Annotated in this window: 10 protein-coding genes; 7 read left to right on the top strand and 3 right to left on the bottom strand. The window is 64.2% G+C overall.

All coding sequences use genetic code 11. The annotated features are described in order from the left end of the window. Positions 1–118: 118 nt before the first annotated feature. From pheS to BSP239C_RS06310, 5 genes are all read left to right on the top strand, one after another. The gene (gene pheS / locus BSP239C_RS06330) at positions 119–1,162 is read left to right on the top strand and encodes a phenylalanine--tRNA ligase subunit alpha (protein WP_101571039.1); all 1,044 of its coding nucleotides are present in this window, start codon (positions 119–121) and stop codon (positions 1,160–1,162) included. A gap of 1 nt (position 1,163) precedes the next feature. Then, positions 1,164–3,752: a phenylalanine--tRNA ligase subunit beta gene (pheT, locus tag BSP239C_RS06325; RefSeq protein ID WP_101571037.1), complete on the top strand. Its 2,589-nt coding sequence runs from the start codon at positions 1,164–1,166 to the stop codon at positions 3,750–3,752. A 179-nt stretch (positions 3,753–3,931) separates the two neighbouring features. Beyond that, positions 3,932–4,813 (top strand): SDR family oxidoreductase, encoded by an 882-nt coding sequence (locus BSP239C_RS06320; protein ID WP_101571035.1) that lies wholly within the window; start codon positions 3,932–3,934, stop codon positions 4,811–4,813. A gap of 1 nt (position 4,814) precedes the next feature. Then, a complete protein-coding gene (gene pabB / locus BSP239C_RS06315) occupies positions 4,815–7,274 on the top strand; it encodes an aminodeoxychorismate synthase component I (protein ID WP_180958937.1) in 2,460 nt (819 codons plus the stop codon). Further along, positions 7,271–8,125 (top strand): aminotransferase class IV, encoded by an 855-nt coding sequence (locus tag BSP239C_RS06310; RefSeq protein WP_092107457.1) that lies wholly within the window; start codon positions 7,271–7,273, stop codon positions 8,123–8,125. The genes pabB and BSP239C_RS06310 overlap by 4 nt, the downstream gene beginning before the upstream one ends. On the opposite strand, the gene BSP239C_RS06305 is transcribed toward BSP239C_RS06310, so the two are convergent. Together BSP239C_RS06305 and BSP239C_RS06300 are read right to left on the bottom strand one after the other, a co-directional pair. After that, on the bottom strand, positions 8,023–9,399 hold the full coding sequence (locus tag BSP239C_RS06305; protein ID WP_231938889.1) for an ISL3 family transposase: 1,377 nt from the start codon (positions 9,397–9,399) through the stop codon (positions 8,023–8,025). The two genes, BSP239C_RS06310 and BSP239C_RS06305, sit on opposite strands and share 103 nt — an antisense overlap. A 629-nt stretch (positions 9,400–10,028) precedes the next feature. Next, positions 10,029–10,340, bottom strand: a complete 312-nt coding sequence (locus BSP239C_RS06300) for a putative quinol monooxygenase (protein WP_075846768.1) — start codon at positions 10,338–10,340, stop codon at positions 10,029–10,031. A gap of 107 nt (positions 10,341–10,447) precedes the next feature. On the opposite strand from BSP239C_RS06300, the gene BSP239C_RS06295 reads away from it, so the two are divergent. Together BSP239C_RS06295 and BSP239C_RS20435 are read left to right on the top strand one after the other, a co-directional pair. Then, positions 10,448–11,389, top strand: coding sequence for a GlxA family transcriptional regulator (locus tag BSP239C_RS06295; RefSeq protein WP_062244175.1), 942 nt, complete (start codon positions 10,448–10,450; stop codon positions 11,387–11,389). A 518-nt stretch (positions 11,390–11,907) separates the two neighbouring features. After that, positions 11,908–12,108 (top strand): hypothetical protein, encoded by a 201-nt coding sequence (locus BSP239C_RS20435; protein ID WP_145997415.1) that lies wholly within the window; start codon positions 11,908–11,910, stop codon positions 12,106–12,108. Positions 12,109–12,213: 105 nt separating this feature from the next. Here the strand turns inward: BSP239C_RS20435 and BSP239C_RS06285 are convergent, their stop codons facing one another. After that, on the bottom strand, positions 12,214–12,927 hold the full coding sequence (locus BSP239C_RS06285; RefSeq protein ID WP_101571031.1) for an aspartate/glutamate racemase family protein: 714 nt from the start codon (positions 12,925–12,927) through the stop codon (positions 12,214–12,216). Between the last annotated feature and the right edge of the window lie 7 nt (positions 12,928–12,934).

The raw sequence follows: 12,934 nt of genomic DNA, 5'->3' as shown, positions 1-12,934 counted from the left end.
CATTGCCCCAGGCGCCGCTGGGACATAATCCGCCACGCGTGACCAGGCGTGGCGGCACAGACGATAGACTTGTCCGCGGTAGACGAACAGGACCTACGCAGGCACGTAAAGGACATTGATGACTGACCAGCTCGACCCTCTGGACGAGTCGGCCGTGAAGGCGGCCGTTGACGCGGCACTCAGCGCATTCGCGGACGCACGCACACTTGACGAACTCAAGGCCGCGAAGATCGACTTTACCGGCGACAAAGCCCCGCTGGCGCTGGCCAACCGGGCGATCGGGTCGCTGGACAAGGCCGACAAGGCCGCAGCTGGAAAGATCGTCGGCAAGTCCCGAGGACAGGTCAAGAAGGCCCTCGACGCCCGTCAGGCCGAGCTCGAAGCCGAGCGCGACGCAGCCGTTCTCATCGAAGAGTCCATCGACGTCACCCTGCCCACGGATCGGGCCCGCCTCGGTGCCCGTCATCCCCTGTCCCTGATTCAGGAGCAGGCTTCCGACTACTTCATCGGCCTCGGCTGGGAAGTCGCCGAAGGCCCCGAAATCGAATCCGAGTGGCTGAACTTCGATTCCCTCAACTTCGGACCCGACCATCCTGCTCGCCAGATGCAGGACACCTTCTTCGTCGACCCTCCTGAGGCCGGCCTCGTCCTGCGCACCCACACGTCCCCGGTTCAGTCCCGCTCACTCCTGCAGCGCGGTGTCCCGCTCTACATCGTGTGCCCGGGCAAGACCTTCCGCACCGACGAACTCGATGCCACTCACACCCCGGTCTTCCACCAGATCGAGGGCATCGCCATCGACAAGGGCCTGACCATGGCCAACCTGCAGGGCACCCTCGACGGATTCGCCCGCGAGATGTTCGGCCCGGAGTCGAAGACCCGCCTGCGCCCCAGCTTCTTCCCGTTCACCGAACCGAGCGCGGAAATGGACTTCTGGTTCCCCAACAAGGTCGGCGGGCCGGGCTGGATCGAATGGGGCGGCTGCGGCATGGTCCACCCCAATGTGCTCAAGGCCGCGGGCATCGACCCCGAGGTCTACCAGGGCTTCGCCTTCGGCATGGGCATCGAGCGCACCCTGATGCTGCGCGAAGGAATCAACGATATGCATGACATGGTCGAGGGCGATGTGCGCTTCTCGGCTCGTTTCGGAATGAAGGCTTGATATGCGCGTCCCACTGAACTGGCTGGCCGACTACGTCGATCTCCCGGCCGATACGGATCCCCATGTTCTCGCGGCGGAGTTCGCAGCGATCGGACTCGAGGAAGAGGACTTCTTCGGCCCCGAGATCACCGGCCCCCTCGTCGTCGGTCGCGTCCTTGAACTTGTTAAGGAAGAGCATTCGAACGGCAAGACGGTCAACTGGTGTCGGGTCGATGTCGGCCCTGAGCACAATGAAGATGCCGATGATCCGAAGGACCCGCAGCCGGGAGACGAAGGTCCTAGCCGCGGCATCATCTGCGGCGCCCACAACTTCGTCGTCGGTGACCTCATCGTCGCCTGCCTGCCCGGAGCCGTCCTGCCCGGTGATTTCCAGATCGCTGCGCGAAAGACCTACGGACACAAGTCCGATGGCATGATCTGCTCGGCCAAGGAACTCGGCCTGGGCGAGGACCACGACGGCATCATCGTGCTGAAGAACCTCGGCCTCAGTGGCGAACCCGGCGACGACGCGATCGCGCTCCTGGGACTCGACCAGGTCACCCTCGACGTCAACGTCACCCCTGACCGCGGTTACCAGCTGTCGATGCGCGGCATCGCCCGCGAGTACGCACAGATGAAGGGCCAGTCCTTCACCGACATCGGCAGCCCCACCGTCGCCGAGGTCAACGCCCCCACCGATGATGGCTTCCCTGTCGTCATCGAGGACTCCAAGCCCATCGACGGCAACGTCGGCTGCGACCAGTTCACCGCCCTGCAGGTCACCGGGCTCGACCCGGCAGCGACAACCCCGTTCTGGATGCAGCGCCGACTCATCGCCGCAGGCATGCGCCCCATCAGCCTCACCGTTGATGTCACGAACTACGTCATGCTCGAACTCGGTCAGCCCCTGCACGCCTATGACACGGCGCTGCTGGGCGAGGAGATCGTCGTGCGCCGTGCGCAGGCGGGGGAGAAGTTCACGACCCTTGATGACGTCGAACGTACCCTGGATGCCGAGGACCTCCTCATCACCGACCGCGGTGGACAGGGTTCAGACAGCACCGGCGGCAAGATCATCGGTCTCGCCGGAGTTATGGGCGGAGCCGCGGTCGAGGTCAACGACGAGACGACTGATGTGGTCATCGAGTCCGCTCACTTCGATCCGATCTCGATCGCCAGGACCGCACGGAGGCACAAGCTGTCCTCCGAGGCCTCGCGTCGCTTCGAACGTGGAGTCGACCCGAGACTCGGACCTGTGGCTGCACGTCGCTGCGCTGACCTCCTCGTCGAACTCGCCGGCGGCACACTCAGCCCGGCGACGACACAGGTCGGGCAGGCTCCCGAACCCACCGTCATCGAGCTTCCGGTCAAGCGCGTCGACTCCCTCGTCGGCGTCGACTACACCACCGCCGAGGTGACCGGGCTGCTCGAAGGCATCGGTGCAGTCATCGAGGTCATCGGCAAGGATCGTCTGGCCGTGACCGTGCCCTCCTGGCGTTCGGACATCACCGCAGACGTCGACCTCATTGAAGAAGTCGCCCGCACCGGTGGCTACGACCGGATCCCATCGATCCAACCGGCCGCTCGCGCTGGACAGGGCATGACCGAAGCACAGCGCACGCGGCGCCGGATCTCTAACCTGCTGGCCGCCGACGGCTTCACGGAGGTGCTGTCCTACCCGTTCACGTCTGATAAGCGTGATGATCAGCTGCGTCTCGAAGCCGACGATGTGCGCCGCAAGCACATCCGCCTGGCGAATCCGATGTCCGAAGACCTGCCGTTGATGCGCACCAACCTGCTCTCGACCCTGGTCGAACTGGTGGCACGCAACTTCGGTCGCGGAGCCAAGGATGTCGCCCTGTTCGAAGCCGGACTCGTCTCCACCTCGGCGGGACTGCCTGCAGGGCCCGGGCCCAGGCACCTGCCCGGCTACCACCCGAGTGATGCCGAACTGGAGGAGGTCTACGCCTCGGTTCCCGCCCAGCCCTACCACTACGCGGGCATCATCTCCGGCAATGCCGAGATGCCCGGCGTCTGGGGCAAGGGCCGTAAGGCCGAGGCGACGGATGTCATCGACACGGTCCGCCGGATCGCTGAAACGAACGGCCTCGAGGTCACCGTCGAAGCCGACCAGATCGCTCCGTGGCATCCGGGACGGGCGGCGAAGTTCGTCCTCGCCGATGGGCAGACTCTTGGCCATGCCGGTGAGCTGCACCCGAAGGCGTGCGAAAACCTCGGCCTGCCAGCTCGAACCGTGGCGTTCGAGATCGACCTCGACGCACTGTTGGCGCAGGAGGACCTGCGAGCCTGGGACGGCGCCTTGTCGACCTACCCGGTCTCCCGCCAGGACGTCGCACTCATCGTCGATGCGGACCTGCCGGCGCAGACGCTGGCGGCGACCCTGCGTGAGGGTGCGGGGGAGGAGCTCGAACTGCTAGAGACCTTCGACCTCTACACCGGTGACCAGCTGCCCGAGGGCAAGAAGTCGCTGGCGTTCCGCCTGACCTTCCGGACCCCGGATCGTACGCTCAAGGCCGATGAGGCCTCCGCGATGCGCGAGGCGGCGACGAAGTTGGCTGCCGAGCGTCACGGCGCCGAAGTCCGCAGCTGAGAACAGTGCGTCACAGAGCCCGGTCGACCGATACAGTGGTTCGACCGGGCTTTGCCGTGTCCGCTCGAAGCGTCACGGTAGAACGCACAAGAACATCCGAACACGTTGGTGTGAGGATCTGTGCTGCGCACCACGACACCTGACCACTCGTACCCGATCACCGCTGAGGAGTCCCAACCATGTCCGAGAAACTGCCCTACGGAACAAACATGCCGACCACCGACGGAACCCCTGAGGCGACTGCGGTCCCGTCCGAGACGATTGCGCTCATAACCGGCGGTGCGCGCGGAATCGGACGCCATCTGTCGGAGGCATTCGCTGGTGCCGGATATCACGTGATCGTGACGGCTACCTCGGCGAGCAATGCGGAGGCTGCGGCCGACGAGATCGCTGAAGCGACCGGGGGAGGGGTGACCGGTGTTGGGCTGCGCACCGATGACATTGCTGCGGTGAAGGCGCTGCGTGAGTCGGTGGTCGCGCTCGAGGCCGAGACGGGCAAGCGCCTGCAGGTGCTCATCAACAATGCGGGGCGCATCGAGTCGTCCGAGGGTCCGCTGTGGGACGCCGACCCGGAGAGCCTCAAAGCCGTTGTCGACGCGAACGTCACCGGGGTTGCGCTGATGATCAACGTCTTCGCACCGGTGCTCATGGCCGGCGCCGAGGCGACCGGTCGACCGAGCCGCATTATCGACCTCAACTCGGGGTCGGGAGCGAAGGGAACACCGGCGTATGCCGTGTATTCGGCGTCGAAGGCGTCACTGTTCCGTCTGGCCGATTCCGTTGTCCACTTCGGGCACGATAAGGGACTGCGCATCTTCGAGATGGCACCCGGTGTCGTCGAGACCGCGATGACGAAGTCGATGCCCGTGCATGATTTCCGACAGGGCGATGATTGGACCTCGCCCGCGCAGGTCACGGACCTCGCGTTGGCGTTGGCGTCGGGGACTTTGGACGCGTTCACTGGACGGTACGTCCGTGCGGGTGCGGACTCCGAAGAGTCACTGCTCGCCGAGGCGGCCAGCGGGTTGTCGGATTCGACCCGCCGGATCGTGCTCGGCTGAGATGGTTCCAGACGGAGCGTCGGCGACAACGAAGCCGCTTCGAACTCTGCTCATCGACAACGCCGATTCGTTCACGCTCAACCTCTTCCACCTCCTCGCCGAGGTGAATGGGTGCGCGCCGACTCTTGTGCCCAACGATTGGGCCGAGTTCGAGCTGAGCGTGCTGGACGAGTTCGACAATGTCGTCATCCCACCAGGACCGGGCACTCCGGAGCGGCCGGCCGACTTCGGCATCTGCGCCGAGGTGATCGAGCATTCCCCGATTCCGGTGCTCGGCGTGTGCCTCGGCCATCAAGGCATCGCGCATGTGCACGGGGGTGTTGTGGCGCATGCGCCAGAACCTCGGCACGGTCGGGTGTCTCCGATCAGGCATTCCGGTACCGGGCTCTTTGCGGGTCTGCCGTCGCCGTTCTCGGCGGTGCGGTATCACTCGCTCGCGGTCACGGAACTGTCCGAGTCTCTCTATGCGACGGCGTGGTCCGAAGACGGCGTCATCATGGCGTTGCAACATCGGACGAGGCCTCAGTGGGGAGTCCAATTCCACCCAGAATCGATTGCCTCCGAGGAAGCACGGACGCTGCTGCAGAACTTCGCCGAGCTGACTGAGGCGTGCAACCGGCAGGAACAGTACAAGAATGACCTACCGGCCAGCGAAGGTTGGGTTGAGAAGGACGTCGACTCCGATGACGACGTCCCCGCGGGGACGTGCGCATCTCTTGTTTCCACCCAAGCGAGTACCGGCCCTCTCGACGCTCGGCGCCACTACACTCTTGACACTGATGTACTCCCGCAGACGATCTCCGACGAACGTCTCTTTGCAGATCTCTTCGGTGATGAGCCCGAAGCCGTCTGGCTCGACGGAAACCTACCTGGAAACTACTTGTCCCGGTTCTCAATCATGGGTGCGCCGTCCGGTCCGCTTAGCAAAATAGCGACCGCCTCGGTGCCGGAAGGGACTGTCGAAGTTCGCTCAACCGGTGGCGAATCAGAGAACTTCATTCAGTCGTCCGGATTCTTCGACTGGCTCGATGCCGAGCTCGCTGGCACGACTGTCTCAGTGTCAGGTACAGGGGTTGAACCGCCCAGGGCCGGATCCGAAATCCCCGGCATGCGCGCGGGCATCCAAGGCCTTCCGTTCGAGTTTCGACTCGGGTGGGTCGGGTACCTCGGCTATGAGCTCAAAGCCGAGGTGGGCTCGCCGAACCAGCATCAGTCGGACCTGCCCGACGCCGTGATGATGTTCCTCGATCGTGCTCTCGTCATCGATCACGACGCCGACCGCATCCACCTGCTCGCACTGCGCGAACCTGAAGATCCTTCGGGCACTGCCGTGTCTCAAGAATGGTTCGATGACATCCGTGCACAGATCGAAGCAATCCCGGCTGACGACGTCGGTGAACTCGTTCAGCCGGGCGCCGCCTCGGCGCGGATTGAGGACACACCTTCCTCCGGCCTCTCACGCTCACACTTGTCGGCCCGGCATGGCCGACATGAGTACCTGACCCTCATTGATCGAGTACAGCGAGAGATCACCGACGGCGAAACGTACGAGGTGTGCCTGACGAACATGCTTGAGGCTACGGTCGACTCAGACGAGGACGCACTGGCGATGTACCTGCGTCTGCGCGACGACAATCCGACGCCGTTCGGGGCGTTCATCCGGACCCGGGATGCAACGATTCTCAGCACGTCCCCGGAACGATTTCTGCGCATTGATGCCGATGGTCGAGTGGAGTCGAAGCCAATCAAGGGCACGCGTCCCCGCGGGGACACTCTCGAGGAAGACGAGGCAATCAAGGCTGAGCTGGCCGCCTCGGTGAAGGACCGGTCGGAGAATCTCATGATTGTCGATCTCGTTCGGCACGACCTCGGGCGTACGGCCAGTTTGGGGTCGGTGCAGGTGGACACGCTGTTCGGGATCGAGTCGTATGCGACGGTGCATCAGATGGTCTCGACGGTGAGTTCACGCTTGGCTGAGGACGCCAGTCCGGTGGCGTGTGTGCGGGCGGCGTTCCCACCAGGGTCGATGACCGGGGCGCCGAAGCTGCGGACGATGACGACCATCGAAGAGCTCGAGGCCGGCCCGCGTGGGGTGTACAGCGGAGCAGTCGGGTATTTCTCGCTTGGCGGTGCCGTCGATCTCAGCGTCGTCATCCGCACGCTCGTCGTTCAGGGTGAGACTCTGAGTTACGGGGTCGGCGGAGCGATCGTTGCGCTCTCGGATTCCGAGGAGGAGTACGAGGAGACAGTGGTGAAGGCGGCTCCGGTGCTGAGGTTGCTCGGTGGAGTGGAGTTCCCCGGCGAGGTTGTCGTTCATGCGAACGACCCGTCCGAACTGAGGACACATATCCATTTGACTGAGCAGATAGGCGATGTTGACGTCCACACCATGATCCCCGCCGAGGAGGCCGGACCGACCGATACCGCTGTGGCCGAATACTCGGGTGGAGTTGAGCGATGAACGTGTGGCTGTGGAATCAACAGGATCACCGTTTCGAGGAGCCTACGACGGACATCAGCTCATCGAAGCTGATGGCCGCCGATTCGTGGCTTGTTGAAGACGGGCGGGTACGAGCGTTCGACCTCCATCGGACACGGTTCGGTGATGCTGCTGCGCAGGTCGGGATGGGTGATGTGATCACCGACGATTTTTGGGCGGCAGTGGTCGAGAAGATCCCGGCGAAGGGGGAGTGGTTCCCGCGCGTAGATGTCCTCGATGTTTCTCCTGACGCCGAACGTGAGTTGGCATTCCGGTTGCGACCAGCACCGACTCGGAAGCAGGAGTTGAAGGTTCTCATCCCGCCATATTCCGACCCGCGAATCACTCCGAATCGGAAAGGCCCGGACATCGCATTGCTTGAGCGTGTGCGGGAGGACGCCGGTGAGCAGTACAGCTGTGACGAGGTATTGCTCATCAATGGGGACGGGTACGTCATCGAGGGAGCGACGACGAGCCTGCTGTGGTGGGATGAAGAGACGCTCTGTGCACAGGATCCGGAGTTGGGCGCACTGCCGGGAGTCACCTCGGCGGTGATCCTCGAGGAGGCTCGCGCTCGATCGGTTCCGATCGAGTTGCGGCGAGTGCGGCTCGAGGAGCTTATCGAGCACGAAGCATGGCTCGTCAACGCGCTCCACGGGATTCGGCGAGTGAGCGAACTCGTTGACGGGCGTGACTTTCACGACAGCGTGCAGCGCGGCGATGAGCCGAATCAAGCTTGGACTAAGCGAAGAAGCGGGCCCCATGCGGATGCGGTCCGGCTCGGCCGTTGGCGTGAATGGTTGGAAACGAATAGGGTCGCTCCGGGCATGTGAAGGCTTCGGGCGATGTAGTTGGTCAGGTTGCGGAACCCGAGTGCGGAGCCGCGCAGGTGTTCGAGCCGTCCGTTGAGTGCCTCGGTCGGCCCGTTGCTGGTGCCGGGTCGTTCGAAGTAGGCGAGCACGTCGGCGGCTCGCTTCTTCAGGGTCCGGTCCAGGGTGGTGAGCTCGGTGAGCACCTTGGGGACGCCGGCGCTGAGGTCGGTGATCAGCTTCTCCATGAGCTCGCGGCCACGTTGCCGGTCCTCGTGGCGATAGGCGGCGATCATGCGCTGGTAGACACCCCAGGCCGCCTCGACCTCGACGTGAGCGTCATCAACGAACAGCGCGCGTAGCCTGTCTCTCTGCTTGTCGGTGAGCAGGTCCGCGCCGGTGTGCAGCGTGCGCCGCGACTTGTAGAGCGTGTCCTCCCTGAACCCACGGTGGCCGTGGATCGCGAGTTGGACCCGGCGCCGGCACCTGTCGAGGGCGTCACCGGCCAGGCGCACGACGTGGAAGGGATCCATCACCGTGACCGCGACCGGGATCTCCTCTGCAGCGGCGGTCTTGAACCCGGTGAAGCCGTCCATCGCGACCACCTCGACCGCGTCACGGAAGGCGTCCTCGCGGTCGGCGAGCCAGGTCTTGAACGCCGCCTTCGACCGGCCCTCGACCATGTCCAGCAGCCTTGCTGGGCCGGCGCCATCGCGGACCGGGGTGAGGTCGATGATCACGGTGACGTACTTGTCGCCACGCCTGGTGTGGCGCCAGACGTGCTCATCGACGCCAATGACCTTCACGCCCTCAAACCGCGTGGGGTCGTTGATCAGCAGCCGCTTGCCTTCAGCCAGGACCGCGTTGGTGGCGGTGTCCCACGCGACCCCGAGCCCCTCGGCGACACGGGCGACGGTGAGGTGTGCGACCACGCTCCCTTCCAGCGCCCACCGCAGCCCGGTGCGCGAGAGCTTCGCGCGTGGCTCCGCCGCGGCGCTGGTGTCTTGGCGCCACACGTGTCCGCAGTCGGCACAGCGGTAGCGGCGCACTACAACTTCCAGCACGGCCGGTCGCCAGCCCAGCGGCTCGTGGGCCAACCGCCGGATCACGGTGTCACGAGCAGCGCCTTCGCTGCCGCACCGTCGGCACCACTGATCTGGTTCCACCACGCGGCACGCGAGGACCGCACGATCCGGTTCAAGTCGTTGTCCGGTCACGCTCAGACCGAGGCCGTCGAGTCGAGCGAAGGCGGTCAGGTCAAGGCGGCCGAAGCCGGCCGGCGGGGTAGCGTCGGACACGTCGAGGTCTTTCGGATGGATGGCGTAGGAACCTCCGTCGTCGGGAGACCTCGACGCCTATCTGCGGACCGACGCGCCCGGCCGACCTACACCGTCATCTGAGAAGACCCCTGAAACGTCTTCGACGACGGGACCGGCGAGGAGGAGGGCGCGGTGAGCTAAAGGAATGGAGCTTGCTCGGCTTCGACGCCGCCGCAAGCTCCGGTGAAACGGTCGGTACTGGTCGGTCGTCGTCGGTCACCACCGGATGGCGGCGTCCCCCACGCTCGGCGTTTGCTCAGGTCAGCGGCTCGTTCGCCCAGTGGGCGCATCAAGCGATAGACGCAAAGCCGACGTGATTAGGTCGTCGGTTCGATTCCGACAGGCGGCTCCGGCGAACAGCCCCTGCCCTGCGGAAACGCAGGGCAGGGGCTGTTCGGTTCTGGTGGTCGCGCGATGCGCTGGCCTCACGGCTCTGCCCGACACCGACGTCGCTCTCCTCTGCGACGGACCCCTCGCCGGCTGAGCGCTCGCGGCCGGCATCCTGTCCGTGTGCCGATAGGCCTCGCACCGCTCGGCAACGCAGCATGGCGTTGCGTCGCGACCTGGCGACGGCTCGGCGGGGCGCGATCGTCTCGTGCGTTGGCGGACTACGGGAGCTTGGACGCGAGGACGTCGGCCGCCAGGATCTCGGGTGCTGCGCTGAGGAGGTGCTGGTTGGCCATCAGGGCTGCGACGATGGCGCCGTTGGCGTGGGCGTCGCGAGCGGCCTCGTCGTGGAATGCATCGAAGATCCAGAAGGTGTCGGCGTGGGTCCTGACCGCGAACCAGACAATCGTTCCTACTTCTTCGTTGGCGAGTGCGACAGCGCCGGCGAGCAGATCGGCGAGCGCGTCGTGCTGTCCATCGGCCGCGACGATCTTGGCGACGAAGGCATACGGAAGTGATGCGGGTGTTGACATGAGGGACTCTCCTTGAAGTCGTGATTCTTCGTGTGACGAGTTCAGCGTATGACGAGCGAGGGCCGGTGGGTAGTGGCGTATACGGCAGTATTGCTATTGTTTACGTCATGCGTATCGGACTGATCGCGATCGACGGCTGCTTCGGTTCGGCTATCGCGTCGATCATCGACATCGTGCGGGTGGCCGACGGAGCCCGCGGCGATGTCGACCCGCGGATCGACCCGATCGAACTCGCCATCCTCGGACCGAAACGGCGAGTGACCACGACGGCATCGATGACCCTGTCGGTGGACCACCCGCTGTCGGAGTCCGCAGAGTTCGACGTGGTCGTCGTCCCTGCGCTTGGAACCCTTACGGCCGCCGCTACCAACGACGCCCTCCAGAGCCGAGATGCTCGTTCGGTCATCGCCTCGCTCGGGCGCCTCGACGAGGCGACCACCCGGATCGCCGCGGCGTGCACCGGCGTGTTCGCTGTCGCCGAGACCGGACGGATGCATCATCGGCGGGCGACGACCAGCTGGTTCCTGGGGCCGGAGTTCCTGAAGCGCTATCCGACCGTCGCCCTCGATCTCGACACCATGGTCGTGGTCGACGGGAACCTCGTCACCGCCGGCGCCGCGTTCGCCCACATCGACCTCGCGCTCTCACTCGTGCGATCGATCAGCCCCGACCTGGCCCAACACGTCGCCAAGCTCCTCATCATCGACGAGCGCCCGTCGCAGGCGGCCTTCGTCGCCTACGAACATCTCCGGCACGAGGACCCGATCGTCGTCGAGTTCGAACGCTTCGTGCGCGCCCGACTGGACGAACCGTTCAACGTCGCCTTCGTCGCGCAGTCGCTCGGCACCAGCCGGCGCACCCTCGAACGACGAGTCCGTGCGGCGCTCAACCTCACTCCGCTCGGCTTCGTCCAACGGCTTCGCATCGAACGAGCTCGGCACCTCTCAGCAACCACGGACCTCACCTCCGCCGAGATCGCGCTACGGGTCGGCTACGCGAACGCCGAGACTCTGCGCTCCCTCCTGCGTAGGGAGCGACGCCGTTCCTGACCCATCGCCATGCCTGTAGCCGGTGTGCTAGTGCTCGACTGGAACCACCTCTCAGCACGTCGCGTCGACACTCCTGCGTCGCCCCTGGACGACCAACTCGACACGCCCGCAGCACAGGCCATGTGACGTGTCCCGGCTTCCCGAACGGTCGGGGTTGGGTGGCTGTGATGTTGCTGCGTTCTCGTCGAGAGGATCAGCAGACCCGATCAGAGTCGGTTGGGATAAGACGCGAAGGCGGTCAGGTCAGGGCGGCCGAAGCCGGCCGGCGGGGTAGCGTCGGACACGTCGAGGTCTTTCGGATGGATGGCGTAGGAACCTCCGTCGTCGGGAGACCTCGACGTCTGTCTGCGGACCGACGCGCCCGGCCGACCTACACCCTCATCTGGGAAGAGCCCGATTCTTTGGCTTGGACGTCCGTCGTGGCTGCTCGGGGCGCAGTAGACCAACAGGGGTATGTTGACGATTTGCTGGAGACGGGCGACGAATTTGCAGATATGGCATAGCCCGAATCCTTACCGGTGTGGGATGGCTATCAGCAGATCGCAAATCTCAATTATGAGGTCGCAGGGCTCAAACTGGACATCACTCTAGGTCAAGGCACTGATGGGCGATATCAGGAAGTTGCTGATTTTGGAAACGAACTTCTGGATATTTGTGATGATGAAGGCTATGAATGGGACTATGAGTTTGTATCTGATGTGTCACAGATTGAGGCATAAATAGGAATCAGTCCTGATTCGACTCCATTTGAAGGCGCACCGTTCTTGACCGGATGCGTTTTGGCTCGTGGCGATCACCGTTCCGATCGTCGCAGTCTCCGATGTTCAATGCCGAATGGTTACAGGCTCGTCCGCCATTATCCACTCGACGATTGCGGCAACATGAGCATCGACCGAGTCGAGGGCCGGTAGGGGAGCGGTCTCCGGTGGGACTAGCAGGCCGATCTCCGTGCACGACAGGGCCACAGCGTCAGCGCCACGAGCCTTGAGGTCGTTCATGATTTCGACGTAGCGGGCTCGGGAGGCATCGGTGAACTTCCCTTGGGTGAGTTCATCCCAGATGATCTGATCGACCTCGAGGCACGTTGCCTCATCCGGTACCAGAGTCTTGATGCCCTGTGCTTCGAGCCGGCCGGTATAGAAGTCTTCGAGCATCGTCCATCGGGTGCCGAGAACCGCCAGCGTCGAATACCCCTGGCGCTTCGCCAACTTCGCAATCGAATCGACCATGTGAATGAGAGGGGCATCGACCTGCGCCTCGATTGACGGGGCGCACTTGTGCATGAGGTTCGTGGCAATCGCGACAGCCTCGGCACCGCCATCGACCAAACGCTGTGCCGTCGAGACGAGCGACGCATCATTGCCCGCCCAGTCGTTGGCCTCCTGCAGCTCCCGGATATCGGCGAAGTCGCACGAGTCGAGCAGGATCTGCGCGGAATGGTGACCACCGAGCTGCTTGGCCACTGCATCATTGATCTTCGTGTAGTACTCGATGCTCGAATGCCAGCTCATTCCACCCAGCAGACCGATCCTGCGCATACTCCAA

It is taken from the genome of Brevibacterium sp. 239c, from assembly GCF_900169365.1.
In the GTDB taxonomy this organism is placed as follows: Bacteria; Actinomycetota; Actinomycetes; order Actinomycetales; family Brevibacteriaceae; genus Brevibacterium.
Note: the sequence above shows the minus strand (reverse complement) of the source record. Positions and strands in the feature narration are given on the sequence as shown.

Bases quoted from the DNA above. Each gene is read 5' to 3' on its own strand.
- pheT (WP_101571037.1), top strand. From the start codon at position 1,164: ATGCGCGTCCCACTGAACTGGCTGGCCGACTACGTCGATCTCCCGGCC.
- BSP239C_RS06310 (WP_092107457.1), top strand. From the start codon at position 7,271: ATGAACGTGTGGCTGTGGAATCAACAGGATCACCGTTTCGAGGAGCCT.
- pabB (WP_180958937.1), top strand. From the start codon at position 4,815: ATGGTTCCAGACGGAGCGTCGGCGACAACGAAGCCGCTTCGAACTCTG.
- pheS (WP_101571039.1), top strand. From the start codon at position 119: ATGACTGACCAGCTCGACCCTCTGGACGAGTCGGCCGTGAAGGCGGCC.
- BSP239C_RS06295 (WP_062244175.1), top strand. From the start codon at position 10,448: ATGCGTATCGGACTGATCGCGATCGACGGCTGCTTCGGTTCGGCTATC.
- BSP239C_RS06285 (WP_101571031.1), bottom strand. From the start codon at position 12,927: ATGCGCAGGATCGGTCTGCTGGGTGGAATGAGCTGGCATTCGAGCATC.
- BSP239C_RS06300 (WP_075846768.1), bottom strand. From the start codon at position 10,340: ATGTCAACACCCGCATCACTTCCGTATGCCTTCGTCGCCAAGATCGTC.
- BSP239C_RS06320 (WP_101571035.1), top strand. From the start codon at position 3,932: ATGTCCGAGAAACTGCCCTACGGAACAAACATGCCGACCACCGACGGA.